Raw genomic sequence first — 26,668 nt, 5'->3', positions numbered from 1 at the left:
AAAGGCGCCGCTTGAGCTTGAGGTCGAACTCACCAAAGGACTATAACAATGGCTCTCAGTAAAGAAGTGCCGGAGTTTGACATCGACGATGAGGTTCTCCTGATGGAGAGCAGCATCGATACGGATTCGATGTCGAATGATGAAGGGGCGGCTCCACCTTCCGTTCGTGCCAAATCCAAACACTCCGCATCCTTGAAACAGCACAAGTACATTGACTACACGCGGGCACTTGATGCCACGCAGTTGTATCTCAATGAAATTGGTTTCTCTCCCCTGCTGTCACCCGAAGAAGAAGTTCATTTTGCGCGCCTGTCGCAAAGTGGCGATCCGGCCGGGCGCAAACGCATGATTGAAAGCAACCTGCGACTGGTGGTGAAAATCGCCCGACGCTACGTCAATCGTGGGCTGTCGCTGCTGGACCTGATCGAAGAGGGCAACCTCGGCTTGATCCGGGCGGTGGAGAAGTTCGATCCGGAACGCGGTTTCCGCTTCTCGACCTACGCGACCTGGTGGATTCGCCAGACCATCGAACGCGCAATCATGAATCAGACCCGGACCATCCGGCTGCCGATCCATGTGGTCAAGGAGCTGAACGTGTACCTGCGGGCTGCGCGGGAGCTGACGCAAAAACTCGACCATGAACCCTCACCCGAAGAAATCGCCAACCTGCTGGAAAAACCGGTGGGAGAGGTCAAGCGTATGCTCGGCCTTAACGAACGGGTTTCTTCGGTCGACGTCTCGCTGGGTCCGGATTCGGATAAAACCCTGCTGGACACCCTGACTGACGACCGTCCAACCGATCCATGCGAATTGTTGCAGGACGACGACCTGTCCCAGAGCATCGATCAATGGCTCTCGGAACTGACCGACAAGCAACGCGAAGTGGTTGTACGCCGCTTCGGCCTGCGCGGCCATGAAAGCAGCACCCTTGAAGACGTCGGCCTGGAAATCGGCCTGACCCGGGAGCGGGTCAGACAGATTCAGGTGGAGGGCTTGAAGCGGCTACGCGAGATCCTGGAAAAAAATGGTCTGTCGAGCGAGTCGCTGTTCCAATAAGGCACTCACTGCGATGGCATGAAAAACCCCGACTTGCTCGGGGTTTTTTATTGCCTGGCCAGGAGACCGAGCCCCCCCTCGGGATTTTGGTTTCGTGCTGTAAGCCTAGGCTTACTCTTGCGTAAGTGTTCGTTATTTTTACACCCCGGCAGTCGTCCATTCGGAGCGCTGACTGCCTATATGTATTTGATTTATATTAATATTTTTTAGTATTAATGATGTGTGACACCAGAATCTCGCGCCAAGGGCCGATTGATCCCGGAGGGGAACACTCTAGTATTGAGGTTGTGTCGACGGACAGACACGTCCTTCATGGATGAGGGATATGGATATCGCAGGACGCGATTCATCAGGACGATGAAAAGGAATACAGGGAATAGGGAAAAAATGTGGGCGGGTCAAACCGCCCCTTTTTTTGCCCGCAGAAAAGCAAAAAGGCCCTTGTGGGGCCTTTTTCGCGAACGCGGGGGTAATCAGCGTTCGAGGTCTGCGATCTTGCCTGGCTTGCCGTCCCATTCTGCGGAATCGGGCATTGGATCTTTGCGTTCGGTGATGTTTGGCCAGATATCGGCCAACTCAGCGTTCAGCTCAATGAAGTTTTCCATGCCGGCCGGAACTTCATCTTCAGAGAAGATAGCCACGGCAGGGCATTCAGGTTCGCACAGCGCGCAATCGATGCACTCATCCGGGTGGATCACCAGGAAATTCGGGCCTTCGTAAAAGCAGTCCACCGGACAGACTTCTACGCAGTCGGTGTACTTGCACTTGATGCAGTTGTCGGTGACGACGAAGGTCATTTCTAATTTTCTCCTCAGGCGCGGCTTGCTGCGCCCCTTCTCGTAGGGGTCGCCAGGTTCGGGAGCGATAGTCTGCTGGCCAGGCTATTAGCCAGCAGCATCCCAAACCGCGCGAGATTCTAACAGCTTGCAAGCCGCTGCGTTAGATCCGTGTCTTTAGTGTATAGAGCATTTCGAGAGCACGACGTGGCGTCATGTCGTCCAGGTCGAGCTTGGCCAGGTCATCCAGCACCGGGTGCGGCAGGCTGGCAAACAGGTCGCTTTGCTGCGGCGCGGCCGGTTTGCCTTTGGCCGGTGCCGGTGTTTCGTGGGGCAAGGCGGTGTCCTCCAGGCGGCTCAGATGCTCGCGAGCACGGGTGATGACCTCGCTCGGTACGCCGGCCAGCTGCGCAACGGCCAGGCCATAACTCTGGCTGGCCGGCCCGGGCAGCACGTGGTGCAGGAATACGATGCGTTCGTTGTGCTCGGTGGCATTGAGGTGCACGTTGGCCACCAGCGGCTGGGCTTCCGGCAGGACGGTCAGTTCAAAGTAGTGGGTGGCGAACAGCGTGTAGGCACGCAGATGCGCCAGGCGCTCGGCCGCCGCCCATGCCAGGGACAGACCGTCGAAGGTGCTGGTGCCGCGCCCGACTTCGTCCATCAGCACCAGGCTGCGCTCGGTGGCGTTGTGCAGGATGTTCGCGGTTTCGCTCATTTCCACCATGAAGGTCGAACGCCCGCCGGCCAGGTCATCGCTGGAGCCGATCCGGGTGAAGATGCGGTCGACCAACGACAGTTCGCAACTGGCCGCTGGCACGAAGCTGCCGATGTGCGCCAGGAGCACAATCAATGCGGTTTGACGCATGTAGGTGGATTTACCGCCCATGTTCGGACCGGTGATCACCAGCATGCGGGTGTTGTCGTCCAGGCTCAGGTCGTTGGCCACGAACGGCGTGGTCAGCACTTGTTCGACCACCGGGTGACGACCCTGGCTGATGCGCATGCACGGCTCGCTGACGAAGCGCGGGCAGTTCAGATCGAGGTTCAGTGCACGTTCGGCCAGGTTGCTCAAGACGTCCAGCTCGGCCAGGGCGCCGGCGGTGTCCTGCAAAGGTGGCAGCTGGCTGATCAGATCTTCGAGCAACGCTTCGTACAGCATCTTCTCGCGGGCCAGGGCGCGACTCTTGGCTGACAATGCCTTGTCTTCGAATGCCTTGAGTTCCGGCGTAATGAAGCGCTCGGCGCCTTTGAGCGTCTGGCGGCGAATATAGTCGGCCGGTGCCGATTCCGCCTGCTTGCTTGGCAGCTCGATGAAGTAACCGTGGATGCGGTTGTAACCAACCTTCAGATGCGACAGGCCGGTGCGGGCCTTTTCCCGTGCCTCGAGGTCGATCAGGAATTGTCCGGCGTTTTCGCTCAGCGACTGCAATTCGTCGAGTTCGCTGTCGTAGCCGGTTTTTAGCACGCCCCCATCACGAATGACCGCGGGCGGGTTGTCGATGATGGCTTTTTCCAGCAGTGCCGCCAGTTCCGGATAGGTGCTGGTGATGGTGGCGAGTTGCTGGAGGTGTGGGGCTTCGAGCGCCGTCATTGCCACTTGCAGTTCGGGCAGTGCGCCGAGGGCGTCACGCAACCGGGCGAGGTCGCGGGGGCGGGCATTACGCAGGCCGATCCGCGCAAGAATCCGCTCGATGTCGCCGATTTCCTTGAGCTGCGGTTGCAGTCTTTCGAAGCGATAACCGTCGAGCAGGCAGGTGATCGAGCTCTGGCGTGCCAACAGCACCGTCAAGTCGCGCAATGGGCGATTCAGCCAGCGGGTCAGCAGGCGGCTGCCCATGGCGGTCTGGCAACGATCCACCACCGATTGCAGGGTGTTGTCGCGCCCCCCGGCCAGGTTGGTATCGAGCTCCAGGTTGCGACGGCTGGCGCCATCGAGCACCACGGTGTCGTCCAGGCGTTCATGGCGCAGGCTGCGCAAGTGGGGCAGGGCGGTGCGCTGGGTTTCCTTGGCGTAGGCCAGCAGACAACCGGCGGCACCGATCGCCAGGGTCAGGTTTTCGCAGCCAAAGCCCTTGAGATCCTGGGTCGAGAATTGCTGGCACAGGCTTTTGAGCGCCGAATCGCGCTCGAAATCCCACGGCGCACGGCGACGCACGCCGCGGCGTTTTTCCGCCGGCAAGTCCTTGGGCCAGTCATCCGGGATCAGTAACTCCACCGGGTTGACCCGCTCCAGTTCCGCCAGCAGGTTTTCCCAGCCCTTGATTTCCAGCACGCTGAAGTTGCCGCTGGTGATGTCCAGCACCGCCAGGCCGAACAGGCGCTCATCGCCCAGGACAGCGGCGATCAGGTTGTCCCTGCGCTCGTCGAGCAGCGCCTCGTCACTCACCGTCCCCGGCGTGATGATGCGTACCACCTGCCGCTCCACCGGCCCTTTGCTGGTGGCCGGGTCGCCGACCTGCTCGCAGATCACCACCGATTCGCCAAGCTTCACCAGTTTTGCCAGGTAACCCTCGGCGGCGTGGTAAGGAATCCCGCACATCGGAATCGCCTGGCCGGCCGACTGCCCGCGGGCGGTCAGGGTGATGTCCAGCAACTTGGCGGCCTTCTTCGCGTCTTCATAGAAGATCTCGTAGAAGTCGCCCATGCGGTAGAACATCAGCTGGTCCGGGTGCTGGTTTTTCAGGCGCCAGTACTGCTGCATCATCGGGGTGTGGGAGGACAGGTCGGAGACGGCTTTATTCATCGGATTGTCAGGAAGCTCGTTGAAAGAGGTGGGGCAAAAGCAGGGCAACGGCCGGGCTTTTCCGCGATGGGCGCAAGGTTACCATGGGCGGTCTGCCCGACGCAGGCGCCACGGCCGGGTGACATCCTTTACGATGCAAAAATCATGTTATGCATCGATTATGCAAATCGGCATTGTCTTCTTCGAAAAGTGCAAGCACTATGCGCGTTATGCAAAAGCGCAACGTATCTACTGTATTAAGGGCATTGCTCGATCAGCACGGGATCTCCCCCACGGAGCTTCACCGTCGCACCGGCGTGCCTCAATCCACGCTCTCGCGCATTCTCAGCGGGAAGATCGTCGATCCTTCGGATAAACATATTTCGAAGATTGCCGAGTATTTCGCCTTGAGCACCGACCAGTTGCGTGGCCGCGCGGACGTCTCGTCTGCCGCCAATGCCGGGCGTGCTCCTGTGCATTCGGAACTCAAGGATATAAGTCTGTGGGACGACGATACCCCTGTCGATGACGACGAGGTGTCGGTCCCCTTTCTTCGCGAGGTTGAATTGGCTGCGGGATCGGGAAGATTCGTTATCGAGGAGAGCGAGCGCTCTAGCCTGCGCTTCGGCAAACGGAGCCTGCGCCATAACGGCGTGCAGTTCGACCAGGCCAAATGCGTGACAGTGCGGGGCAACAGCATGTTGCCGGTGCTGCGCGACGGCGCCACGGTCGGGGTCAATGCCGGCAAGTGCGGCATTGGCGATATCGTTGACGGCGACCTTTATGCAATCAATCACAACGGCCAATTGCGGGTGAAGCAACTCTATCGCCTGCCGACCGGGATTCGCCTGCGCAGCTTCAACCGTGACGAGCATCCGGACGAGGATTACACCTTTCAGGAGATCCAGGAGGAGCCGATTGTTATCCTCGGACATGTCTTCTGGTGGGGTATGTACGCCCGCTAACACTCATCCGTTTAGATAAAACCCGCTTCCCGAGCGGGTTTTTTTCGTGTGCCGAAAGCATTGGGCATACTTTTAATAATGCGTTTGTGCATTGACTGAATATGCATAAGTGCATAATGTTGCTGCCTGACTATTAACGAATGCGCTGTGATCACTACTCAAGGAGGCATGAAATGACCGCTGAGCAATATGCATTGCTGGACATGCCTTTGTGGCTGGTCATCAGCCTGCCAATCCTTGGTGGCGTTACCGGTGAAATGTGGCGTGCCGAAAAAGAGGGCGTTCGTGGCTGGTCCCTTGTCCGACGCCTGAGCCTGCGGTCTGGGTCCAGCATGATCTGCGGCGCTTCGGTCATCATGCTGCTGCACGCTGCCAATGTTTCCATCTGGGCTGCTTGTGCGGGTGGTTGTTTAGCGGCGATGGCCGGGACAGACGTCGTTCTGGGGTTGTATGAGCGTTGGCTGGCCAAGCGCATGGGGATCGGCCATACCCCCTCCGGTGACGTGGAAGATTGATTCTCCGACAGGCCTTTTCCAGAGCCTCCGGTTCTTTACATTTTGATCGTTCCTGTCGCTTGCAAGTGCGGTCTGCTCGTGTACGGTTAACCTCATCCCGCCCGATCAGGAGATGACCGTGAACGAAATCACCCAGCTCGCCGCCGAACTCGGCAGACGCCTGCAGGTTCTCAATGCCCATGTCACCACGGCGGAGTCCTGCACCGGCGGAGGCATCGCCGAGGCAATTACCCGTATCCCCGGGAGTTCGGCCTGGTTCGAGGCCGGTTATGTCACTTACTCCAACCGACAGAAAACCCTGCAACTGAATGTACCGGTGGAGTTGTTCACCACCGTGGGCGCGGTCAGCCGCGAGGTGGTCGAGGCGATGGTCCGGGGTGCGCAGGAGAAAAATAGCGCGTATTTCTCCGTGGCGGTCAGTGGCATCGCCGGGCCGGATGGCGGAACGGCGAACAAGCCGGTTGGCACGGTGTGGCTGGCCTGGGGCGTCGGAGATCAGGTGTTCTGCGAGCGGCAGCACTTCCCGGGTAATCGCGATGACGTCCGCCGACAAACGGTGAAGGCCGCGCTAGAGGGGCTGCTGCGCTATGCCGCGGCAGAAATCTCAAATCAGGGGTAGGCGATCCGGAAACGCTGTGGAATAATACTGGCTACTTATACAGGTGTTGGCCGTCAGGCCTTATTGATTACGTGAGGACTTTAATGGACGACAACAAGAAGAAAGCCTTGGCTGCGGCCCTGGGTCAGATCGAACGTCAATTCGGCAAGGGTGCCGTAATGCGTATGGGCGATCAGGACCGTCAGGCGATCCCGGCCATTTCCACTGGCTCTCTGGGGCTGGACATCGCTCTCGGCATCGGCGGTCTGCCAAAAGGCCGTATTGTTGAAATCTACGGTCCTGAATCTTCCGGTAAAACCACGCTGACCTTGTCCGTGATCGCCCAGGCTCAAAAAGCCGGCGCGACCTGCGCATTCGTCGACGCCGAACACGCCCTCGACCCTGAGTACGCCGGCAAGCTGGGCGTCAACGTCGACGACCTGCTGGTTTCCCAGCCGGATACCGGCGAGCAGGCCCTGGAAATCACCGACATGCTGGTGCGTTCCAACGCGGTTGACGTGATCATCGTCGACTCCGTGGCCGCCCTGGTGCCAAAGGCTGAAATCGAAGGCGAAATGGGTGACATGCACGTGGGCCTGCAAGCCCGTCTGATGTCCCAGGCACTGCGTAAAATCACCGGTAACATCAAGAACGCCAACTGCTTGGTGATCTTCATCAACCAGATCCGTATGAAAATTGGCGTGATGTTCGGTAGCCCGGAAACCACCACCGGTGGTAACGCACTGAAGTTCTACGCATCTGTTCGTCTGGACATCCGTCGTACGGGTGCGGTGAAAGAAGGTGATGAAGTCGTCGGTAGCGAAACCCGCGTCAAGGTTGTGAAGAACAAGGTGGCTTCGCCGTTCCGTCAGGCCGAGTTCCAGATTCTTTACGGCAAGGGCATCTACCTCAACGGTGAGATGATCGACCTGGGTGTTCTGCACGGTTTCGTCGAGAAGTCCGGTGCCTGGTATGCCTATGAAGGCACCAAGATCGGTCAGGGCAAGGCCAACTCGGCCAAGTTCCTGGCAGACAATCCGGAAGTCGCGGCAAAGCTGGAGAAGCAACTGCGTGACAAGCTGCTGTCGCCTGCATCGGTTGCGGACGCCAAAGCTTCTGCGGTCAAAGAGACCGAAGACGACCTGGCTGACGCTGATATCTGATCGAAGCGATGACCGCCGTACTCGATACACTCGTCGCGGTGCGGCGAACCGCAATGGACCTGCTCGCACGACGCGAGCACGGTCGTGTCGAGCTGACGCGTAAACTGCGTCAGCGCGGCGCCCTCCCTGAAATGATCGAAACAGCACTCGACCGGTTGACGGAAGAGGGGTTGTTGTCCGAAACCCGTTACCTCGAAAGTTTCGTTTCCTACCGCGCCCGCTCCGGTTATGGCCCTTTACGCATTCGTGAAGAGTTGGGCCAGCGTGGCCTGCAGCGCACCGATATTGAACTCGCCCTGCGTGAGAGCGGTATCGATTGGCAGGAGCAATTGATCGATACCTGGCGACGCAAGTTCTCCGGGCAATTGCCGGCAGACGCCAGGGAGCGAGCCAAACAAGGCAGGTTCCTGGCGTATCGGGGATACTCCATGGAAATGATCAACCGCCTGTTCAGCGGTCGAGGGATGGACGATTGAACTGAAACGGCCCGCTATTTAGATAGCGGGCCGTTTTTTTATGCCTCACGAAACCTTTGACGGCTCCCGCGTGCGTTGTTGTACCTGGGGTTTTGATTGTGCCCAGTTTTCCGGCAGGTTGATGTAGTCCACAAGTTCGCGCAGGCGACCATGATTGCGGGCATTGAAGTTGAAGACCAGCCGCGCCAGATGGCTGAATTCGGCTTCGTTGTGTTCTTCACCGCTGTAAGCGTGCTGATGGAAATGATCGCTCAGGCACAGGTCGGCGAATACCTCCTGCATGTGTTCGAGTGCGTGGTCGCTGAGTGTGTGATTCATGCGAATCAGGAACTGATGCTTGAGCCAGCGACTGGAGTGGAAGTTGCTGTAGAACTGGTTGATGTGCTCTACCGCTTCTTCGACGTTGTAGACCAGTTTCATCAGCTTCATGTCAGTGGGCAGGATGTAGTGGTTTTCCTCCAGTTGCTGGTGAATGAAGTCCAGTGCGCCTTGCCAGAATTTGCCGTCCGGCGTGTCGAGCAGCACCACTGGTACCAATGGGCTTTTGCCGGTCTGGATCAGTGTCAGTACTTCCAGCGCTTCATCCAGGGTACCGAAGCCACCCGGGCACAGCACGAGGGCATCGGCTTCCTTGACGAAGAACAGCTTGCGGGTGAAGAAGAAGTGGAAGGGCAGCAGGCTGGTCGTGCCGTCGACAGTGGGGTTGGCATGCTGTTCGAAGGGCAGGGTAATGTTGAACCCCAGGCTGTTTGCCAGTCCGGCGCCCTCATGGGCGGCGGCCATGATGCCGCCACCGGCGCCAGTGATGACCATCATGTCCGAGCGCGCCAGCGCGGCACCGAGTTCCCGGGCCATGCTGTAGAGCGGGTGTTCCATGGGGGTACGGGCCGAGCCGAAAACAGTGACCTTGCGCCGTCCCTTGAATTGTTCGAGCACGCGAAAAGCCTGTTCCAGTTCGCGCAGGGCCTGCAGGGTGATTTTGGCATTCCAGCGGTTGTGGTCTTCCTGGGCCATGCGTAGCACGGTCAGGATCATATCGCGGTAGATCGGGATGTTCGGGCTGTTGGGTGAAATCAGCTTGAGCTGTTCTTCGACCTTGCTGATGAGGTCGTGGCCGCTTTCTTCAAAATGACGGCTCAGGAGGTCATTCGGTTGGTAAGGCATTCAACTTCTCCTTCTGCACAGAACCCTCGGCCCGACAACGTACGTCGGTGCCACGACACTTCATGTGTCGCTGTCTGCCCCGGCCCATGCCTGGGCGATCTACTTGACCCGAAAAACACCGGATCATCCAAACAGGTTCTGTTTTTCCCTTGGATGAAAGAAACATTCGCACAATACGACAAGCGACGGGCAGCCCCTTTCCAGCCCTGAAAAATGAACGTGGATAACCTGAAATCTAGACCTTCACAGTGATTTGCGCTGCCTTGATCATTGCGCCTCAAAGTCTTTCCTGGCAACCGCTTATTGACGATTTGCAAGGTGCTTTCACCGCTCGTCTGAACGCACGTCGCGTGTGCCGCACTCTGATTTACTAAGTTACAGGTGCGACACGACAACTTTGCGTCAACGGCAAGGCGCGCAATACAAGCGGTTCAAGGATTTTTTGCTCAAACATGAGTGAAGTGCAAGGAGGCGGGAAACCATGGCCAGAGTCGTTCTGGAGATCGATACGCAACTGTATCGATTGCTGAAGTCATCGGCCGAGACCCATCATTTGAGTCTCGAAGAGGAGTGCTGCCGACGTTTGCGCGGTGGCGAGCGTCGTTCGCATTACTTGCAGGCGCTGCTGGCGGAACTGCGCGCCGAGGATGAACAGCGGCGCGCCAACTCCAGGTGATTACTTTTTCTTCTTGGCAGGTTGCAGGCAGTCCGATTCCTGGAAGCTTGCGGAACCGACCGGGCGGTTGGTTTTCACCTCAGTGAAGTCGTAACGCATGATCGCGCCCTTGGCCATCAGCTTGCGAAACCCTTCGTTTCGGCAGACTGAGGCCCCCAACTGGAAGTAAACCGCTTTTGGATCTGCGCGCATCTTGTCGGCGTGGCTGCTCTGCACGCTCAGATGGTTGATCAGCTGTTTGCCGTCAACGGTGTAGCCTTGATCGAGAATGTCTTCGTTGATCGCTCGAGGAGTGCCGACGCTGCTTTGGGTGGCGACGTTTTGCAGCATTTTGTTCAGTTCCGTGTCTTTCAAGGACGCAGCCTGGGCGTTGAAGGACGACGCCAGCAAAATGGCCGCGGTAGGAACGATAAGGCGCAGCATGAAACTCTCCTGGTTCAGTGATGCGGGGTTTGACCCGTCACGTGACTGTGCGTTCAGTGGCGGCGAATTATAGGGGAGGCTAGCTGGACGGTACAGGCTTGCGCCGGGCGGTCTGGTAAACTGCTGGCACTTTTTACCCTGTCGAGTGTTTTTCGTGTCGATTTCCCTTCTCTGTGGGCGTTGCCCGCGATGAGTCATACCCCCGCGCGCTTTGCCTTGAATGCCGTGGCCCGCTTGCGCGATCAGCGCGAAGAGGAGGGCATCAAGCCGATTCAGGCCCGCGGCTGGCGTGCGCCGCGCTGCCGTGACTGCCGGGTGATCGAGAGTCACTGTCTGTGTGCATGGCGTCCGCAGGTCGCTACCCGCTCCGGCGTGTGCCTGATCATGACCAACAAGGAAGTGTTCAAGCCGAGCAACACCGGTTGGCTGATTGCCGACGTGGTGCCTGACAACCATGCCTTCATCTGGTCCCGTACCGAGGTTGATCCGAAGTTGCTGGCGCTGTTGTCCGACCCGCAATGGCAGCCTTACCTGGTGTTTCCGGGTGAGTACGTCGAACCTGAGCGCGTGACAAACAGCGTGGACGTCGATGGCACGAAGCGCCCGCTTTTCATTCTGTTGGATGCGACCTGGACTGAAGCGCGAAAGATCTTTCGCAAGAGCCCCTATTTCGACCGACTGCCGATCCTCAGTCTGTTGCCAGAGAAACTCTCCCGCTACCGGTTGCGTCGCTCGACCCGCAGCGAGCATCTGTGCACGGCGGAAGTGGCGGCGCTATGCCTTGACCTTGCAGGTGATGTCGCCGCGGCATCGGCGCTGGATGCCTACTTCGATGTGTTCAGCCAGCATTACCTCGATGCCAAGCATCAGTTGGACATGAACGTTTCGACCCCTGCACACGCCGAATTGATGCCCTATGTTCAGGTGGCCGCCCCATTGATGGACTGATTGTCGCGCATACTGCAATAAAGTGTACCGGCCATGCTGCTTGACCACCCCGGCTTCGCTGGGCATGCTTGGCGCCGATTAGGGTGCGGCCGGAGTTTTCGGCGCCGTTTTTTGCGCTGAGCGTGCCTTGTCAGTGCAGCTCCGTGGCTGTGCCTTGAGGTGCTTTGGCGAGGTCCGAATGCATCGGGCGTCCCATGAAAAACAGGATCATTTGAAAAATGGCCACATACGAAATCCTGATTGCCGATGACCACCCACTTTTTCGTAGTGCCTTGCATCAAGCGCTGACCCTGGGCCTTGGTCCGGATGTCCGTCTGGTGGAAGTGGCGAGCATCGCCGAACTGGAAGCCCGCCTGACGGAAAAGTCCGACTGGGATCTGGTGCTGCTGGACCTGAACATGCCGGGGGCCTACGGTTTTTCCGGGCTGGTTCTGCTGCGGGGGCAGTACCCGCAGATTCCGGTGGTCATGGTCTCGGCCCAGGAGGAACCGACCATCATGGTCAAGTCTCGTGAATTCGGCGCCAGTGGCTTCATTCCCAAATCCAGCGACTTGAGTGTGATCCAGAAAGCCGTGCGCGCGGTCCTCGATGGCGACGTGTTCTGGCCGCCACAGGCGTTCGAAGCGGTCAGCGTCTCGGATGAAGCCAAGGCAGCCAGCGAAGGGCTTGCCAGCCTCACCCCGCAACAATTCCGGGTACTGACCATGGTCTGCGAAGGCTTGCTGAACAAGCAGATCGCCTACGAGCTGAGTGTTTCCGAGGCGACTATCAAGGCGCACGTGACCGCGATTTTCCGTAAACTGAATGTGCGGACCCGGACCCAGGCCGCGCTGCTCTTGCAACAACTTGAGTCAATTTCCAGCCATTAAAGGCTGGCAAATTCACGCTTTTTTGACTTTGGTTGAACTAGCTTTCCCACTTCTTTTTTGCCAGTTGCCCACTCTATGTCACCTTTCAAAGGCCAGACCGGCCTGAAACGTATTCTCAATGCTTCCGGTTATTCGCTGGACGGCCTGCGCGCAGCCTTCACCGGTGAAGCTGCCTTTCGGCAATTGGTATTGCTCAACGTCATCCTGATTCCGTTGTCGTTCTTCCTGAATGTCAGCCGGGTCGAACAGGCGTTGTTGATCGCGGTATGCCTGTTGGCGTTGATCGTCGAGTTGCTCAACTCGGCCGTGGAAGCGGCCATCGACCGCATTTCCCTTGAGCGGCACCCGCTGTCCAAGAATGCCAAGGACATGGGCAGTGCCGCCCAGGCCGTGGCATTGAGCATGATTGCCCTGGTATGGGCGGTGATTCTGCTCTAGGCGATCGTCGGCAGCACGATCTCGTCGCTGCGCTGAACCCCGGCGGTGAAGGCGCGGCACAGATCGAGGAACTCGCGCATCGCCGAGGTCTGATATTTCTGTTTATGCCAGATGAAATAAAACTGTCGCGCCAGATCCAGATCCGGCGTCTCGACAGGCACCAGGCTGCCGCGGCGAAATGCGTCGCGCAAAGCCAGCCTGGAAATGCAGCCAATCCCCAAACCAGACTCCACCGCGCGTTTGATCGCTTCGGTGTGCTCAAGCTCGAGCCGGATGTTTAACGAAGTGCGGTGATGGCGCATGGCTTGATCGAAGGTCAACCGCGTGCCCGAGCCCTGTTCGCGCAGGATCCAGGCTTCGTGGCTCAACTCCTCCATGGTGGCCGTGCCACGCTTGGCCAACGGATGCTGGGGGGCGCAAAACACCACCAGTTCGTCCTCGACCCAGCTTTGCACTTCGATGTCCGGATGACTGCAGTCGCCTTCGATTAGACCCAGATCAATTTCATAGTGGGCCACTTGCTGCACGATATTGGCAGTGTTCTGCACATGCAGCTTCACCTGGCTTTCCGGGTGGCGCTGCATGAAGCTGCCGATCAACAATGTGGCCAGGTAATTGCCGATGGTCAGGGTCGCACCCACGGCCAGCGAGCCGAAACCGGATTTGCCATTGAGCAGGTCCTCGATTTCCTTGGCCTGGTCCAGCAGCGCCACCGCTTGTGGCAACAGCTGTTTGCCCAGGGCGTTCAGGCTCAACCGTTTGCCGGCACGGTCGAACAACTGGCAGCTGCACTGGCGCTCCAGTTCGGTGATCGAGGTGCTCGCCGCCGATTGCGAGAGGTTGAGCAGACCCGCGGCACGGGACACACTTTCCTGCTGGGCGACGGCGACGAATACTTGAAGTTGACGGAGAGTAAATCGCATATCGATATAACCGATAACCCTTATCTTAATAATCCATTTAACAGATATTGTCTCTGCCTTTAGAATGCGATGCAATTGCGCAGAGCTGGCTTTTTTTGCAGAGCAGGCGCCGAACACGCGCAGACAAATCTCCAGGAGTCCCACGTACATGAGCAACATGAACCACGAGCGTGTCCTCAGTGTTCACCACTGGAACGACACTCTGTTCAGCTTCAAGTGCACCCGTGATCCGGGCCTGCGCTTCGAGAACGGTCAGTTCGTGATGATCGGCCTGCAACAGCCCAACGGCCGCCCGCTTATGCGCGCTTACTCGATTGCCAGCCCGAACTGGGAAGAGCATCTCGAGTTCTTCAGCATCAAGGTGCCTGATGGTCCGCTGACTTCGCAGTTGCAGCATCTGAAGGAAGGCGACGAGATCATCATCAGCAAGAAGCCTACCGGCACGCTGGTACTGGATGACCTCAAGCCTGGCAAACATTTGTACCTGCTCAGCACCGGCACCGGTCTGGCGCCGTTCATGAGCGTCATCCAGGACCCGGAAACCTACGAGCGCTTCGAAAAAGTGATCCTGTGCCACGGCGTTCGTTACGTCAACGAAGTCGCTTACCGCGAGTTCATCACCGAGCACCTGCCGCAGAACGAGTTCTTCGGTGACGCGCTGCGTGACAAGTTGATCTACTACCCGACCGTGACCCGTGAGCCGTTCGAGAACGAAGGTCGCCTGACCGACCTGATGCGCAGCGGCAAGCTGTTCAGCGACATCGGTCTGCCACCGATCAACCCGCAGGACGACCGCGCCATGCTGTGCGGCAGCCCGAGCATGCTCGACGAGACCAGTGAAGTGCTGAACAGCTTCGGCCTGAAGGTTTCGCCGCGGATGCGCGAGCCGGGTGATTACCTGATCGAGCGAGCGTTCGTCGAGAAGTGACCGCAGGTCACGTTGTAGGAGCGAGCCCGCTCGCGATGGTCGTTAACGATAACGCGCGTTTTCTGGTTTAACGCGGTGAGTTCGAGCCCATCGCTGGCAAGCCAGCTCCTACAGTAGGTACGCAGCACAAAGAAAAGCCCGCATGGCCTGAAAAGGTCATGCGGGCTTTTTCGTTGCCGGGTTTATTTAACCGGGATAACTTCCAGGACCCGGATCACGTTTGTTGCCGGGTAATGCCAACGCACATCCAGATCCCAGAACTGCGCGCCGTATTCCCGCTCGGGTGCAGGCATTTGATAGGCCGGGCGTGGATCTTGCGCCAGGCATTGCTCGATCAACTCAACCAAAGGCTCCTCAAGACGCTGAGCGTGCTCGTGAGCCTGTTGCAGCGCTGCGTCCGTCCACTGCACGGGAATCAACAGCGGCGCAGCGCTGGCGATGCTGTTGGTGGCTGTATCGATGATGTCGGCGTAAGGCACGTAGGGTTTTATGTCGAGAATCGGCGTGCCGTCCAGCAAGTCAATACCGGATATCCACAGGCGATTGGCTTCGATCTTGTCCAGCTTGACCACGGATTGACCGATGCCATTGGGGCGGTGGGTGGCGCGGGTGGCGAACACGCCCATGGACTTGTTGCCGCCGAGGCGCGGTGGGCGGACCTTCAAGCGAGGTTTTTCTTGCAGGGCCTGGTGGAACAGGAACAGAAGCCACACGTGGCTGACCTGCTCCAGGCCTTGAACCGCGTCCCCTTGATCGAACGGAGCCACCAGTTCCAGCACGCCACGGGCAGCCGGGGCCAGTTGCGGTTGGCGCGGAATGGCGAACTTTTCCTTGAAGCAGGAGCGCACGAAGCCGATGGGGGAAACGCTGTAGGTCATGGTTTGGGGTCGAGGTGGAATTTAAGGCAGGCATGATAACCCACACGGCCTTTGGCCCGGTGGCGCCTATCAGTCCGTCATCGCGGGCAAGCCACGCTCCCACAGGGTTCTCGAGCGCACACAAGATTTGTGTCCGTCTCAAAACCTGTGGGAGCGTGGCTTGCCCGCGATAGCCGCACCGCCGATCTACAGGCTGAACCCACCATCCAGCGGAATGATATTCCCGGTCATATAAGCCCCGGCAGTACTCGCCAGGCTGATCGCCAGCGCCGCCATTTCCTCCTCGCGGCCCCAACGCTTCATCGGGATCAACGCCGTATCCTGCGCCAGCGCCTGTTCATCATTGCCGATGTGCTGGGTCATCTTGCTCGGAAACCGCCCCGGGGCGATCACGTTGACGTTGATGTGCTGGCTCACCAGTTCGCGCGCCAGAATCCTCGACAGTTGGTGCAACGCAGCCTTGCTCGGCCCGTAGGCATACGCCTGCTCGCCGAAGGAGGAAATCCCTGCCACCGATCCTATGTTGATGATCCGCGCCGGATTCGCTTCGGAACCGGCCTTGCGCAGCAGGGGCAGGAACTGCTGGATGCAGTTGAACACCGACGTCACGTTGAGCTGCATGACTTTTTCCCAGCCCTTGATCGGGTAGCTCTCCAATGGCGCGCCCCAGGTGGTGCCGGCATTGTTAACCAGGATGTCCAGATGAGTGATCTGCTCGCCCAGGCGCGTGGCCAGTTGCAGGACGCCCTCTTCGGTGGCGAGGTTCGCCGCGATGGCGCGGCAGCGGCCAAGTGCACCGAGTTCGTCAGCGGTTTGCTGGCAGGCTTCGACGTCGCGGGCGCAGACGTATACGGTGGCGCCCGCCTCGACGTAGGCCTTGGCGATCATCTTGCCGATACCACGGGTGCCGCCGGTCACCAGGGAGGTGCGGCCTTGCAGGGAAAAGTAGGGATGCATGGCGAATCCTGAGAACTGAGGTCTTTACACCCTAGTCGTCAGCCGCCAGAAGCGGAGCCACTATTTTTGCGCGGAATAGGGAGGCATTCGGTCCTGTAGGAGCTGGCTTGCCAGCGAAGGATGAGAGACCGCCGCGTTCATCCAGTCAGCACGCGTTATCGTTTGCGACCATCGCTGGCAAGCCAGCTCCTACAGAAAACAGATGTGTCTTGAGCTTACTGCGGGCGCACTCGCAGGGTCAGGCCCTTGAGGAAATTGCGCAGCAGCTGGTCGCCGCATGGACGATAGTTGGTGTGACCGAACTTGCGGAACAGTGCGCTCAGCTCAGGCTTGGACACCGGGAACTCGGCAGCCTTGAGGATTGCGTGCATGTCGTCTTCTTTGAGCTCGAACGCCACCCGCAGCTTTTTCAGGATGATGTTATTGGTCACCGGCACTTCGATCGGCTGCGGTGGGCGGCTTTCGTCCTTGCCGCGCTTGAAGATCACCAGGCCGTCGAGGAAGTGCGCCATGACTTCGTCCGGGCAGCGTACGAAACCTTCCTCGTCTTCCTCTTTCTTGTCGAGGTAGGTCAACAGGTCCGGCAGGGTCACGTCCAGGCCGCCGAGCTTGATGATCTCGATGACTTTCTTGTCGCTGATGTCGAGCATGTAGCGCACGCTGCGCAGTACGTCGTTATGAATCATGTGTGCAGTCCTGATATTCAGCTGTGGGCGTCGCGGCCAGGCGCGGCGCCGAAATGGATGGCGGCGAGAAAAGCCTTAGAACTTCTCTTTGCCGGACAGATAGCGCCATTGCCCCACCGGCACTTTGCCGATGGACACGCCACCGATGCGAATACGGCGGATACCGACGACCTTGAGGCCGACCGCCTGGCAGAGCAGGGCGATGATGCCCGGCTGCGGGTTCTTCATGGCAAAGCGCAGACGGTTCTCGTTCTGCCAGCTGGCCTTGACCGCCGGCAACTCCTTGCCCTTGTAGGTCAGGCCGTGGTTCAGGCGGTTCAGGCCGTGGGCCACCATCTCGCCTTCAACCTCGACCACATACTCTTGCTCGATCTTGCTGGAGTCGGCGGTAAGTTTGCGCAGGATTTTCCAGTCCTGGGTGAACACCAGCAGCCCGCTGGCGTTGGCCTGCAGGTCGGTGCTGGCGGTCAGGCGCAGGAAGTGCCCGCGCAACGGGCGCTTGCCGTAGCGGTGCTCTTCGCTCAGGGTCTCGGCGCCGAGGGTGGCCAAGGCGGTGTCTGCGTCCATGCCTGCGGGCACATTGAGCAGCAGGGTCACCGGTTCCGGTGCGGTGGCCTTGGCTTCTGGATCAAGCTCGACTTTCTGGGTGTCGACCTTGAATTGCGGCTCGTCGATGACCACACCGTCGACGGTGACCCAGCCGCCCTCGATGAACAGCTCAGCCTCCCGACGGGAACAGCCGACGAGTTCGATGAGGCGTTTGGAGAGACGAATCGGGTCAGTCATGTCAGGGCCGTAACAAAAAGGGGGTGGGCATTGTACCTGCCTGGCGCCGGTTAATCCCGGTTCCATTTACGCAGTGAGGCTTTTTGTGGGAGCGGGCTTGCTCGCGAAAGGGCCATCAGCCTCAACATGTATGTTGGCTGACACACCGCCTTCGCGAGCAAGCCCGCTCCCACATTTGATCTGTGTCGTGTCATCCATGCCGTGATTTTTGCTGGTCCTGACGCAAACGCATGTGCAACAACGGATACGGCTGCCCCATGCCATCGACCTCCGAACGACCGATGACCTCGAAGCCTTGCTTGAAGTAAAAGCCGAGGGCTTGCGGGTTCTGCTCGTTGACGTCCAGTTCGTCGGCGTTCAGGTGTTCCAGGGCATAGTGCAACAATTTCTTGCCCAGGCCCTGGCCGCGATGGTCGGGGTCGATGAAGAGCATTTCGATCTTGCCGGCCGCGACGCCGGCGAACCCGGTGATGCGCTGGTTCGAATCCTTGGTGCAGATCAGCATCACCGCGTCGAGGTAGCGGGTCAGCACCAGGTTCTTCAGCAGTTCGATGTAGCTGTCTGGCAGAAAGTCGTGGGTGGCGCGTACCGAGGCCTCCCAGACCCGGGTCAATTCTTCGTAGTCGCCGAGTTTCGGCGTGTGGATGACCGAATGCTGACGCATGCCCGTCTGCCTCTTATGCAGTGGTTGATAGGAATCCTTCCATGTGCAAACGATAGCCGTAAAAAAGCCCCGCATCTCGTCAAGAGAGCGGGGCTTTGCGTATTTTTTGCGTTTAGATCTGTTCAGCCCACAGATCGTATTCGTCGGCGTCGGTCACTTTGCACCAGACCTTGTCGCCCGGCTTGAGGTTGCTGCCGTTGTCGATGAATACGTTGCCGTCGATTTCCGGGGCATCGAAGAAGCAGCGGCCGACCGCGCCTTGCTCGTCGACTTCATCGACCAGCACTTCGATCTCACGGCCGATGCGCATTTGCAGACGCGCCGAGCTGATGGCCTGCTGGTGCGCCATGAAGCGCTCCCAGCGGTCCTGCTTGATGTCGTCCGGGACGACTTCCAGGTCCAGGTCATTGGCCGGTGCGCCTTCAACCGGCGAGTACTGGAAGCAGCCGACGCGGTCGAGCTGGGCTTCGGTCAGCCAGTTCAGCAGGTACTGGAAGTCTTCTTCGGTCTCGCCCGGGAAGCCGACGATGAAGGTCGAACGGATGATCAGGTCCGGGCAGATTTCGCGCCAGTTCTTGATCCGCGCCAGGGTCTTGTCTTCGAAGGCCGGGCGTTTCATCGACTTGAGCACTTTCGGGCTGGCGTGCTGGAACGGGATGTCCAGGTACGGCAGGATCTTGCCGGCGGCCATCAGCGGGATCAGCTCGTCAACGTGCGGGTACGGGTAAACGTAGTGCAGGCGAACCCAGACGCCGAGGGTGCTCAGGGCTTCGCAGAGTTCGGTCATGCGGGTTTTCACCGGCGCGCCGTTCCAGAAACCGGTGCGGTATTTCACGTCGACGCCGTAGGCGCTGGTGTCCTGGGAGATTACCAACAGCTCTTTGACGCCGGACTTGACCAGACGCTGGGCCTCGTCGAGCACATCACCCACCGGGCGGCTGACCAGTTTGCCGCGCATCGACGGGATGATGCAGAAACTGCAGCTGTGGTTGCAGCCTTCGGAAATCTTCAGGTAGGCGTAGTGGCGCGGGGTCAGCTTGATGCCTTGTGGCGGCACCAGGTCGATCAGCGGGTTGTGGTCCTGGCGCGGCGGCACGACTTCGTGCACGGCATTGACCACTTGCTCGTACTGCTGCGGGCCGGTCACCGCCAGCACGCTCGGGTGTACGTTGCGAATGTTGCCTTCTTCGACGCCCATGCAGCCGGTCACGATGACCTTGCCGTTTTCCTTGATGGCTTCGCCAATCACTTCCAGGGACTCGGCCTTGGCCGAATCGATGAAGCCGCAAGTGTTGACTACCACGACATCGGCGTCCTGGTAGGTGGACACCACGTCATAGCCTTCCATGCGCAGCTGGGTAAGGATGCGCTCGGAGTCGACCAGTGCTTTGGGGCAACCCAGGGATACGAAGCCAACCTTTGGATTGGCCGGCGCAGGAGTGGTGGACATGTCTAACCTCGGTATTTTGTGACGCCGCTTGCCGGGCAGGGCAAAACCGACGGACGGGCGCTTGAACTGCGCCTCTGATCAAAAAGTGCGCAATTCTAGCGATGAGTCGTTCACTTGACCAGCTTTATGCGGGGAAATACGACGAGTGCTGCGCTATGCTTCGCGCCGTTACGCTTTGCAGATTTTTTACTGTCAACAAAACGTCTGTAACGTGAAGTAAAACAGCGCATGCTGCACGACAAAGCATAGTGCTTCTTTCAAAGAAGCCCGGGTCTGAGAAGTAGGAGTGGTGGATGGGTCAGGCAAGTAGTCAGGCTACCGATGCCGAGCATTCGGCGGTGAAGCCGATCGGCATGCTGGTCGCGGCAGTCGGGGTGGTTTATGGCGATATCGGCACCAGTCCGTTGTACACCCTGAAGGAAGTATTTTCCGGAGGCTATGGCGTGCCGGTCAACCATGACGGGGTGCTGGGGATTCTTGCGCTCATTTTCTGGTCGCTGATCTGGGTCGTGTCGATCAAGTACATGATGTTCGTGCTGCGCGCCGACAACCAGGGTGAAGGCGGGATCATGGCCTTGACCGCACTGGCCCGGCGGGCGGCGGCGGGGCATGCCAAATTGCGCATGTTGCTGGTGGTCTGCGGACTGATCGGCGCGGCATTGTTCTATGGCGACAGCATGATCACCCCGGCGATCTCCGTACTGTCGGCGATTGAAGGCCTGGGGCTGGCGTTCGAAGGTATCGACCATTGGGTCGTGCCGCTGTCGCTGGTGGTGCTGGTCGCGCTGTTTCTGATCCAGCGTCACGGCACGGCGCGCATCGGCATTCTGTTCGGGCCGATCATGGTCACCTGGTTCCTCGTGCTGGGTGCATTGGGCGTCTATGGCATCAGCCAGCATCCGGAAGTCCTGGAAGCGATGAACCCGGTGTGGGGCGTACGATTCTTCATGGTCCATCCGGGCATGGGCGTGACGATTCTCGGCGCCGTGGTGCTGGCATTGACCGGTGCCGAAGCGCTGTACGCGGACATGGGCCACTTCGGCCGCAAGCCGATCGCACGTGCGTGGTTCATCCTTGTACTGCCGGCGCTGGTGCTGAACTACTTCGGCCAGGGCGCGCTGCTGCTAGGTGATCCGGAAGCGGCCCGTAACCCCTTCTACCTGCTGGCGCCGAGCTGGGCGTTGATCCCGCTGGTCGGCCTGTCGACCCTGGCCACGGTGATTGCCTCGCAAGCGGTGATTTCCGGTGCGTTCTCCCTGACCCGCCAGGCGATCCAGCTCGGTTACATTCCGCGCATGCACATCCGACACACTTCCAGTGCCGAACAGGGCCAGATCTACATCGGTGCGGTGAACTGGGCGTTGATGGTCGGCGTGATCCTGCTGGTGATCGGTTTCGAATCCTCCGGCGCCCTGGCCTCGGCCTATGGCGTGGCAGTGACGGGCACCATGCTGATGACCACCATCCTGGTGTCGGCGGTGATGCTGCTGCTGTGGAAGTGGCCACCAATCTTCGCGGTTCCGATATTGTTCGGCTTCATGTTGGTCGATGGTCTGTACTTCGCCGCCAACGTGCCGAAAATCGTTCAGGGCGGTGCATTCCCGGTGATCGCGGGTTTCGCGCTGTTTGTGCTGATGACCACCTGGAAGCGCGGCAAGCAGTTGCTGGTCGAGCGTATCGATGAGGGTGGATTGCCGCTGCCGATCTTCATCAGCAGCATTGCCGTACAACCACCCCATCGTGTTCAGGGCACCGCCGTGTTCCTGACGGCACGGCCGGATGCCGTGCCCCACGCGCTGTTGCACAACCTGCTGCATAACCAGGTACTGCACGAGCAAGTGGTGCTGCTGACGGTAGTGTACGAAGACATCCCGCGGGTGCCGCCGAATCGGCGCTTCGAGGTCGACTCCTATGGCGAAGGGTTCTTCCGGGTCATCCTGCATTTCGGCTTCACCGATGAGCCGGACGTACCGCAGGCGCTGAAGCTGTGTCATCTCGATGAGCTGGATTTCAGCCCCATGCGCACCACGTACTTCCTCAGCCGCGAAACGGTCATCGCCTCCAAGCTCGAAGGCATGTCGCGCTGGCGTGAGGCGCTGTTCGCGTTCATGTTGCAGAACGCCAACGGCAATTTGCGTTTCTTCAATCTGCCGCTGAACCGGGTGATTGAGTTGGGGACGCAGGTCGAAATGTAAACCTGATCCTGTAGGAGCGAGCTTGCTCGCGAAAAACCTGAGTTCACCGTGGGCATTCAGGCAGCCAGCGTTATCGTTGACGTCCATCGCGAGCAAGCTCGCTCCTACAGTGTGTTGTGGTGTTGAATGAAAAAGCCCCCGCTATCGTGAGATGGCGAGGGCTTTTCTTCAACGAGGCTCAGATCACTCTTGAGCGGCCGTTTCCTTCACCTGCCGCTTCTCGATCACATCCACCAGGCGCTTGGCCAGCGCCGGGTAGTTCTCGTCGAAGTGGTGGCCGCCAGGCAGCTTGATGGCTTCGCCTACTGCCGTCTTGTCGGTGCAGCCGCTCTCATCGGTTTCTTCTTCGCCGTAGATGCACACCACTTTGGCGGCTGGCAGCTTGGCCATTTCCGGGCCGGTGGCGGCTTCCTTGCCGGCGTTGCCGAGCCAGCCTTCGACTTCGATCTCGAAGCTGCCGGTACGGGCGAAGGCCAGCAGGATGATCGCGTCGACGCGTTGCTGTTCCGATTCGGCCAGGCGGTTGTAGATCGCCGGCAGTACGTCGGCGCCGAACGAATAGCCGGTCAGGATGAAGCGCTTGGTGCCCCATTTCTGCCGGTAGTGTTGCATCAGTTCAGTCAGGTCCAGCGCGCTTTGCTCCGGGCTCTTGTGCTGCCAGTAGTAGCGCAGGGTGTCGATGCCGACCACCGGGTAGCCGATCTTGGCCATCTCGCCCGCCACGTCGCGGTCGAGGTCGCGCCAGCCGCCGTCGCCGGACAGGAACAGGGTCACGGTGTCACTGGCCTGGCCCGCTGGCACTTCGACCACCGGGATCTGCAGGCCGCCAGCGGCTTTGTCGCCACCGACGAGGATCTTGCGCAGTTCGTTATTCAGCACTTGCGGCAGGTTGATGTCGTAGTCGCTGATGCTGGTTTCGGCGTTCGGTTGATCACGCACGAAGCCGGCACTGGTGTCGTCGGGGTTGTCGTTCCACGCGACCAGCCAGTGACCGTGGGCCGCGCTTTTGGGCAGCAGGTGAGTGCAGCCGCCCTTTTCCAGGGCCAGGTCGACCGAGACGGCCTGGGCCTTGTCGTCCTTTTGCTCGGACAACCAGCGCCAGGCCAGCACAGCGCCAGGGCCGATGCCGCTGACCAGGGTCGCGGGGCCTTTGAGTTCGCGCAGGCCCGATTGCAGGGCGCGGCTTTGCAGCAGGCAATCCTTGGGCAGGATCACCTGGACAATTTGCGCCGAACCACTGCGGCTCAGCGTCATCAATTGCTTGTCGCTGAGTTTCTGGTCTTCGTTGACCGCCACCAGCACCTGGGCGCGTGGCGTTGTGCCGGGGATGACACGGGTCATCGCTGCACCATCGGCCGGGGTCAGCAATTCGAGGGTCGGCTCCGGTGCCGGGCGTTTCAGGTACCAGAAACCGCCACCGAGAATCAGGGCCACTATCACCAGTGTGCCCAATACATACCGCAAGGAGCGTTGAATCATCAGCGTTTCACCAATCCGGTCAAGCCACCCGCGATCAGGGCAGCGGTGTCGGCCAGCGCAACCAGCGGATCGAGTCCGGCGGGCACGGCCATATAACGGGGTTCCCAATCAGGCTGGAACTTGTCTTTGAAGCGGCGCAAGCCTTGGAAGTTGTACAGCTGCTCACCACGGCGGAATACCATCGAGCCAAGGCGCTGGGTCAAGGGTGCGCCGCGACGGGGTTGCAACCCCGACAACGGCACCATGCCCAGGCTGAAACGCGCGTATCCATGATTTTTATAATGTTGAATCAGGCCGACCATCATGAACTCCATGGTCAGCTTCGGAGCATCCGGGTGCGCGCGCATCAGGTCGAGGCTGGCCAGGTCATGGCCGTAGGTCTCGAGCAGGTTGGCGAACGCCACCGGGCGTCCTTCGAAACGAATCACCGCGATGCGAAAATGCTTGAGGTAGTCATCGCTGAAGCGACCCAGTGAAAAACCTTTCTCCCGGACGTTCTTGCCGGTCAGCCAGGCATCGGAAATTACCTTGAGCTCATCCATCGGCGCCTGGCCGGGTTCATGGATTTCCAGGGACAAGCCGTCGCGGGTGCCACGGTTCCAGGTGTAGCGCAGGTCCTTCATCTCTTTGCCCTTGGCTTCGAGATCAAAACGTTTGAGGTCGACCCGGGCTTCTTCGCCGAGCTTGATCGCGGTCAGGCCGATGTCCATGTAGTACGGCAGGTTCTCTGCACGCACTTGATAGAACACGGGGCGGGCGTGGTGGATGTCGCAAAGGTCGCGGAACTGCCAGATCATTTCCGCCCGTTGCTGGCCCGGGCCGATCGGGTCATACAACGCCACCAGGCTGCGACCGCGACGGGCGTACATCAGGAACGCCTCGTCGTTGGGGTGGAACAGCAGCGCCTTGTCGCCGGTCAAGGCCAGGCCGCCATCCGGTTGGGCCGATGCCATGAGGATCTTGCTGGCGCGCTCCAGTTCGTCGGGCGTGGGCAGGTGAATGACCGGACGCGCGGTGCGCAGCAGCCAGGTCAGGGACACCACCACCAGCAGCACGGCAGCCCCGAGCAGCGAGCGCAGGCCGCGAGGGGCATCGGCGTCCAGAGTGAACTGCCACCAGAGTTGGTGACTGTATGGAACGTCCTGGTAGGCGAACAACAGCAACCAGATCGAGGCGCCGAGCACGCACAGGCTGGCCACCAGGTACAGCGGCGAGAACGGTACTTCGGTCAGTCGGCTGGGGCGATAGAACGAGCGGCGGAATACCCCGAGCAGGCTCGCCGTCAGCACCATCAGGCTGGCTTCTTCCCAGTCGAAGCCTTTGAGCAGTGAGAGCAGGGCGCCGACCAGCAACAGAATGGTGGTCAGCATCCACGCGGCCGACAGCCGGCGACGCAGCCCCTGGGCCAGCAACAGGCAAAGTACGCCGACCAGGCTGGCGCCAAAGTGCGAAGCATCGACCAGTCGATGGGGGATCAGAAAACCGATGTGTTCCAGGCGCGTATCGATTTCCGGAGTGACGCCGGAGAACAGCAGGACAACACCGGACAGGAACACCAGCACCGCCAGTATCGGAGCCGCCAGACCCGAGGCAGCGCGCAACGTCTGGCGTGTCTGGAACAGGCGCTGGCCTTCGTTGATCAGCAGCAACAGGCAGGCCACCAGCAAGGGCAGGACTACGTAGATCAAGCGATAGAGCAGCAGGGCGGCCGCCAGTGGCGCAGCACCCAGGGTGTCGGAAAACGCCGCCAGCAAAATGGCCTCGAACACCCCGACACCGCCCGGCACATGGCTGAGCACGCCGGCAGCCAGCGCCAGCAGATAAACCAGAAGGAATGCACCGAAGGGTGGTGTTTCCGGCAGCAGCAGATAGAGCACGGTCGCGGCGGCGGCTACGTCCAGGGCGGTGATGACCAATTGCAGGAAGGTCAGGCGACGCCCGGGCAGACGCAAGGTGCGGCGCCCGATCCTGACCAGCAGGTTGTCCGGGTAAGGCTGTTCCGGCAGCCGTCGACGGTAGATACCGATGGCCAGCACTGAAAACAGCACGAGCACGGCAGTCGCCACCACGCCCAGCAACGTCTCGGAGAGTCCCAGGGCGGAGGACGCCGCTGGCAGGTCGCTGAGCGTCGCCAGGGCAGCCAGCGGTGGCAGGGCGCAACCCAGCGAGAGGCTGGCGAACAAAGTCATGCGGGCGACTTCTGCCGCTCCCAGGCCATGACGGGCATAGAGGCGATAGCGAACCGAGCCTCCCGACAACATTGAAAGACCGATGGCGTTGCCGATGGCAAAGGCCGTGAAACCGCCCAGAGCCAGGGTGCGCGGTGCCAGGCTCGCCCCGGCATAGCGGCTGGCTGACCATTCGTAGCCGAGCAGAATGATGAAGCCCACCACAGTTGCAGCCAGCGCGCCCATCAAGGCAGGTTTCGGAACGTCGAGGATCGAGTCGTGCAGGGCGTTAAGGTCGAGTTCGCTCAACAGGTGGCGACAGGCAATCAGCGCGATCGCGAACAGCAGCAGGGTGACCGCCAGGCCAATGGGTTGACGGTATTTGCTCAAACGATCAAGCAGGCGCAGGCGCTCGGCATTGATCGGTTGTGTCGCTGTGACAGTGTCTTGTGAATCAGACGAGTTGGCGCGCATCAATCACCTCTTGGATCGTGCGCGACAGGATGGAGGTATCCAGCCAAGTTACCAATCCCTGTAGAAAAAAATAATCACAAATTTTAACGCCTATCACCCGGCAACAGGGATGGCGCGTTATCAGTCGCGGAGGCTTCAGCCTGTGATAGAGCATAGTCTGAACCCGGCGCATGGGTGATCCCCAAGCGGCTTGCTACACAGTGACAGGTCATTGTTGCGAAAGGACTTTTTCAACAGATACAAAAAAGGCCACTCTTTCGAGTAGCCTTTTTTGATGTTTGGTTGCGGGAG

The 26,668-nt window shown here is 59.6% G+C and carries 25 protein-coding genes; 12 read left to right on the top strand and 13 right to left on the bottom strand.

All coding sequences use genetic code 11. The annotated features are described in order from the left end of the window. The first annotated feature begins 48 nt into the window (after positions 1 to 48). Entirely contained in the window at positions 49 to 1,056 is a 1,008-nt protein-coding gene (gene rpoS, locus AC1RS8_RS22245) for an RNA polymerase sigma factor RpoS (RefSeq protein ID WP_007990225.1), read from the top strand. A 473-nt stretch (positions 1,057 to 1,529) separates the two neighbouring features. On the opposite strand, the gene fdxA is transcribed toward rpoS, so the two are convergent. Together fdxA and mutS are read right to left on the bottom strand one after the other, a co-directional pair. Next, positions 1,530 to 1,853 (bottom strand): ferredoxin FdxA, encoded by a 324-nt coding sequence (gene fdxA / locus AC1RS8_RS22240; RefSeq protein ID WP_007970729.1) that lies wholly within the window; start codon positions 1,851 to 1,853, stop codon positions 1,530 to 1,532. Positions 1,854 to 1,995: 142 nt separating this feature from the next. Then, positions 1,996 to 4,575: a DNA mismatch repair protein MutS gene (mutS, locus tag AC1RS8_RS22235; RefSeq protein WP_223502379.1), complete on the bottom strand. Its 2,580-nt coding sequence runs from the start codon at positions 4,573 to 4,575 to the stop codon at positions 1,996 to 1,998. Positions 4,576 to 4,784: 209 nt separating this feature from the next. Between mutS and AC1RS8_RS22230 the strand changes: the two genes are divergently transcribed. From AC1RS8_RS22230 to recX, 5 genes are all read left to right on the top strand, one after another. Continuing rightward, positions 4,785 to 5,519, top strand: coding sequence for a LexA family transcriptional regulator (locus tag AC1RS8_RS22230; RefSeq protein WP_150812917.1), 735 nt, complete (start codon positions 4,785 to 4,787; stop codon positions 5,517 to 5,519). 173 nt (positions 5,520 to 5,692) lie between these two features. Continuing rightward, positions 5,693 to 6,034, top strand: coding sequence for a phage holin family protein (locus AC1RS8_RS22225; RefSeq protein WP_150812918.1), 342 nt, complete (start codon positions 5,693 to 5,695; stop codon positions 6,032 to 6,034). Between the two features lie 118 nt (positions 6,035 to 6,152). Then, positions 6,153 to 6,653 carry a CinA family protein gene (locus AC1RS8_RS22220; protein ID WP_057716659.1) on the top strand — a complete coding sequence of 167 codons (501 nt, stop codon included), beginning with the start codon at positions 6,153 to 6,155 and terminating at the stop codon, positions 6,651 to 6,653. A gap of 83 nt (positions 6,654 to 6,736) precedes the next feature. Further along, positions 6,737 to 7,795, top strand: a complete 1,059-nt coding sequence (gene recA, locus AC1RS8_RS22215; protein WP_007996915.1) for a recombinase RecA — start codon at positions 6,737 to 6,739, stop codon at positions 7,793 to 7,795. A gap of 8 nt (positions 7,796 to 7,803) precedes the next feature. Then, a complete protein-coding gene (gene recX / locus AC1RS8_RS22210; RefSeq protein ID WP_056720921.1) occupies positions 7,804 to 8,271 on the top strand; it encodes a recombination regulator RecX in 468 nt (155 codons plus the stop codon). Between the two features lie 45 nt (positions 8,272 to 8,316). Here the strand turns inward: recX and AC1RS8_RS22205 are convergent, their stop codons facing one another. Next, positions 8,317 to 9,435 carry an LOG family protein gene (locus AC1RS8_RS22205; protein WP_489339900.1) on the bottom strand — a complete coding sequence of 373 codons (1,119 nt, stop codon included), beginning with the start codon at positions 9,433 to 9,435 and terminating at the stop codon, positions 8,317 to 8,319. A gap of 481 nt (positions 9,436 to 9,916) precedes the next feature. Here AC1RS8_RS22205 and AC1RS8_RS22200 point away from each other — a divergent pair, with 481 nt between their 5' ends. After that, positions 9,917 to 10,111, top strand: a complete 195-nt coding sequence (locus tag AC1RS8_RS22200) for a hypothetical protein (RefSeq protein WP_057716151.1) — start codon at positions 9,917 to 9,919, stop codon at positions 10,109 to 10,111. On the opposite strand, the gene AC1RS8_RS22195 is transcribed toward AC1RS8_RS22200, so the two are convergent. Beyond that, positions 10,112 to 10,534: a PA3611 family quorum-sensing-regulated virulence factor gene (locus tag AC1RS8_RS22195; RefSeq protein WP_057716150.1), complete on the bottom strand. Its 423-nt coding sequence runs from the start codon at positions 10,532 to 10,534 to the stop codon at positions 10,112 to 10,114. It lies immediately after the preceding gene. A gap of 189 nt (positions 10,535 to 10,723) precedes the next feature. Between AC1RS8_RS22195 and AC1RS8_RS22190 the strand changes: the two genes are divergently transcribed. From AC1RS8_RS22190 to AC1RS8_RS22180, 3 genes are all read left to right on the top strand, one after another. Continuing rightward, a complete protein-coding gene (locus AC1RS8_RS22190) occupies positions 10,724 to 11,482 on the top strand; it encodes a tRNA-uridine aminocarboxypropyltransferase (RefSeq protein ID WP_349733401.1) in 759 nt (252 codons plus the stop codon). Positions 11,483 to 11,700: 218 nt separating this feature from the next. Next, a complete protein-coding gene (gene erdR / locus AC1RS8_RS22185; RefSeq protein WP_090453499.1) occupies positions 11,701 to 12,351 on the top strand; it encodes a response regulator transcription factor ErdR in 651 nt (216 codons plus the stop codon). A gap of 75 nt (positions 12,352 to 12,426) precedes the next feature. Further along, a complete protein-coding gene (locus AC1RS8_RS22180) occupies positions 12,427 to 12,789 on the top strand; it encodes a diacylglycerol kinase (protein ID WP_057716147.1) in 363 nt (120 codons plus the stop codon). Here AC1RS8_RS22180 and AC1RS8_RS22175 read toward each other — a convergent pair. Further along, positions 12,786 to 13,712 (bottom strand): LysR family transcriptional regulator, encoded by a 927-nt coding sequence (locus tag AC1RS8_RS22175; protein WP_043302480.1) that lies wholly within the window; start codon positions 13,710 to 13,712, stop codon positions 12,786 to 12,788. The genes AC1RS8_RS22180 and AC1RS8_RS22175 overlap by 4 nt on opposite strands. Positions 13,713 to 13,860: 148 nt before the next feature. Between AC1RS8_RS22175 and fpr the strand changes: the two genes are divergently transcribed. Then, a complete protein-coding gene (gene fpr, locus AC1RS8_RS22170; RefSeq protein ID WP_008054100.1) occupies positions 13,861 to 14,640 on the top strand; it encodes a ferredoxin-NADP reductase in 780 nt (259 codons plus the stop codon). 182 nt (positions 14,641 to 14,822) lie between these two features. On the opposite strand, the gene tsaA is transcribed toward fpr, so the two are convergent. From tsaA to rimO, 6 genes are all read right to left on the bottom strand, one after another. Beyond that, a complete protein-coding gene (gene tsaA / locus AC1RS8_RS22165; protein WP_493163580.1) occupies positions 14,823 to 15,518 on the bottom strand; it encodes a tRNA (N6-threonylcarbamoyladenosine(37)-N6)-methyltransferase TrmO in 696 nt (231 codons plus the stop codon). Between the two features lie 186 nt (positions 15,519 to 15,704). Then, positions 15,705 to 16,475: an SDR family oxidoreductase gene (locus tag AC1RS8_RS22160; protein ID WP_489339902.1), complete on the bottom strand. Its 771-nt coding sequence runs from the start codon at positions 16,473 to 16,475 to the stop codon at positions 15,705 to 15,707. A gap of 215 nt (positions 16,476 to 16,690) precedes the next feature. Next, positions 16,691 to 17,161, bottom strand: coding sequence for a YehS family protein (locus AC1RS8_RS22155; protein ID WP_046041186.1), 471 nt, complete (start codon positions 17,159 to 17,161; stop codon positions 16,691 to 16,693). Positions 17,162 to 17,236: 75 nt separating this feature from the next. Then, entirely contained in the window at positions 17,237 to 17,947 is a 711-nt protein-coding gene (locus AC1RS8_RS22150) for an rRNA pseudouridine synthase (protein WP_057716144.1), read from the bottom strand. 190 nt (positions 17,948 to 18,137) lie between these two features. Further along, positions 18,138 to 18,611 carry a GNAT family N-acetyltransferase gene (locus AC1RS8_RS22145; RefSeq protein WP_150812923.1) on the bottom strand — a complete coding sequence of 158 codons (474 nt, stop codon included), beginning with the start codon at positions 18,609 to 18,611 and terminating at the stop codon, positions 18,138 to 18,140. Between the two features lie 112 nt (positions 18,612 to 18,723). Next, positions 18,724 to 20,061, bottom strand: a complete 1,338-nt coding sequence (rimO, locus tag AC1RS8_RS22140; RefSeq protein ID WP_057716142.1) for a 30S ribosomal protein S12 methylthiotransferase RimO — start codon at positions 20,059 to 20,061, stop codon at positions 18,724 to 18,726. 293 nt (positions 20,062 to 20,354) lie between these two features. Here rimO and AC1RS8_RS22135 point away from each other — a divergent pair, with 293 nt between their 5' ends. After that, positions 20,355 to 22,256, top strand: coding sequence for a potassium transporter Kup (locus tag AC1RS8_RS22135; protein ID WP_489339903.1), 1,902 nt, complete (start codon positions 20,355 to 20,357; stop codon positions 22,254 to 22,256). A gap of 183 nt (positions 22,257 to 22,439) precedes the next feature. Here AC1RS8_RS22135 and AC1RS8_RS22130 read toward each other — a convergent pair whose 3' ends face one another. Further along, positions 22,440 to 23,735: a virulence factor family protein gene (locus AC1RS8_RS22130; RefSeq protein WP_489339904.1), complete on the bottom strand. Its 1,296-nt coding sequence runs from the start codon at positions 23,733 to 23,735 to the stop codon at positions 22,440 to 22,442. Then, complete coding sequence (gene mprF, locus AC1RS8_RS22125; protein ID WP_090453509.1) at positions 23,735 to 26,377, bottom strand: bifunctional lysylphosphatidylglycerol flippase/synthetase MprF; 2,643 nt, start codon at positions 26,375 to 26,377, stop codon at positions 23,735 to 23,737. The genes AC1RS8_RS22130 and mprF overlap by 1 nt, the downstream gene beginning before the upstream one ends. Positions 26,378 to 26,668: the final 291 nt, after the last annotated feature.

Source organism: Pseudomonas sp. GW821-FHT12A04 (genome assembly GCF_058807755.1).
Note: the sequence above shows the minus strand (reverse complement) of the source record. Positions and strands in the feature narration are given on the sequence as shown.

Bases quoted from the DNA above. Each gene is read 5' to 3' on its own strand.
- rpoS (WP_007990225.1), top strand. From the start codon at position 49: ATGGCTCTCAGTAAAGAAGTGCCGGAGTTTGACATCGACGATGAGGTT.
- fdxA (WP_007970729.1), bottom strand. From the start codon at position 1,853: ATGACCTTCGTCGTCACCGACAACTGCATCAAGTGCAAGTACACCGAC.
- mutS (WP_223502379.1), bottom strand. From the start codon at position 4,575: ATGAATAAAGCCGTCTCCGACCTGTCCTCCCACACCCCGATGATGCAG.
- AC1RS8_RS22230 (WP_150812917.1), top strand. From the start codon at position 4,785: ATGCAAAAGCGCAACGTATCTACTGTATTAAGGGCATTGCTCGATCAG.
- AC1RS8_RS22225 (WP_150812918.1), top strand. From the start codon at position 5,693: ATGACCGCTGAGCAATATGCATTGCTGGACATGCCTTTGTGGCTGGTC.
- recA (WP_007996915.1), top strand. From the start codon at position 6,737: ATGGACGACAACAAGAAGAAAGCCTTGGCTGCGGCCCTGGGTCAGATC.
- recX (WP_056720921.1), top strand. From the start codon at position 7,804: ATGACCGCCGTACTCGATACACTCGTCGCGGTGCGGCGAACCGCAATG.
- AC1RS8_RS22205 (WP_489339900.1), bottom strand. From the start codon at position 9,435: ATGCCTTACCAACCGAATGACCTCCTGAGCCGTCATTTTGAAGAAAGC.
- AC1RS8_RS22200 (WP_057716151.1), top strand. From the start codon at position 9,917: ATGGCCAGAGTCGTTCTGGAGATCGATACGCAACTGTATCGATTGCTG.
- AC1RS8_RS22195 (WP_057716150.1), bottom strand. From the start codon at position 10,534: ATGCTGCGCCTTATCGTTCCTACCGCGGCCATTTTGCTGGCGTCGTCC.
- AC1RS8_RS22190 (WP_349733401.1), top strand. From the start codon at position 10,724: ATGAGTCATACCCCCGCGCGCTTTGCCTTGAATGCCGTGGCCCGCTTG.
- erdR (WP_090453499.1), top strand. From the start codon at position 11,701: ATGGCCACATACGAAATCCTGATTGCCGATGACCACCCACTTTTTCGT.
- AC1RS8_RS22180 (WP_057716147.1), top strand. From the start codon at position 12,427: ATGTCACCTTTCAAAGGCCAGACCGGCCTGAAACGTATTCTCAATGCT.
- AC1RS8_RS22175 (WP_043302480.1), bottom strand. From the start codon at position 13,712: ATGCGATTTACTCTCCGTCAACTTCAAGTATTCGTCGCCGTCGCCCAG.
- fpr (WP_008054100.1), top strand. From the start codon at position 13,861: ATGAGCAACATGAACCACGAGCGTGTCCTCAGTGTTCACCACTGGAAC.
- tsaA (WP_493163580.1), bottom strand. From the start codon at position 15,518: ATGACCTACAGCGTTTCCCCCATCGGCTTCGTGCGCTCCTGCTTCAAG.
- AC1RS8_RS22160 (WP_489339902.1), bottom strand. From the start codon at position 16,475: ATGCATCCCTACTTTTCCCTGCAAGGCCGCACCTCCCTGGTGACCGGC.
- AC1RS8_RS22155 (WP_046041186.1), bottom strand. From the start codon at position 17,161: ATGATTCATAACGACGTACTGCGCAGCGTGCGCTACATGCTCGACATC.
- AC1RS8_RS22150 (WP_057716144.1), bottom strand. From the start codon at position 17,947: ATGACTGACCCGATTCGTCTCTCCAAACGCCTCATCGAACTCGTCGGC.
- AC1RS8_RS22145 (WP_150812923.1), bottom strand. From the start codon at position 18,611: ATGCGTCAGCATTCGGTCATCCACACGCCGAAACTCGGCGACTACGAA.
- rimO (WP_057716142.1), bottom strand. From the start codon at position 20,061: ATGTCCACCACTCCTGCGCCGGCCAATCCAAAGGTTGGCTTCGTATCC.
- AC1RS8_RS22135 (WP_489339903.1), top strand. From the start codon at position 20,355: ATGGGTCAGGCAAGTAGTCAGGCTACCGATGCCGAGCATTCGGCGGTG.
- AC1RS8_RS22130 (WP_489339904.1), bottom strand. From the start codon at position 23,735: ATGATTCAACGCTCCTTGCGGTATGTATTGGGCACACTGGTGATAGTG.
- mprF (WP_090453509.1), bottom strand. From the start codon at position 26,377: ATGCGCGCCAACTCGTCTGATTCACAAGACACTGTCACAGCGACACAA.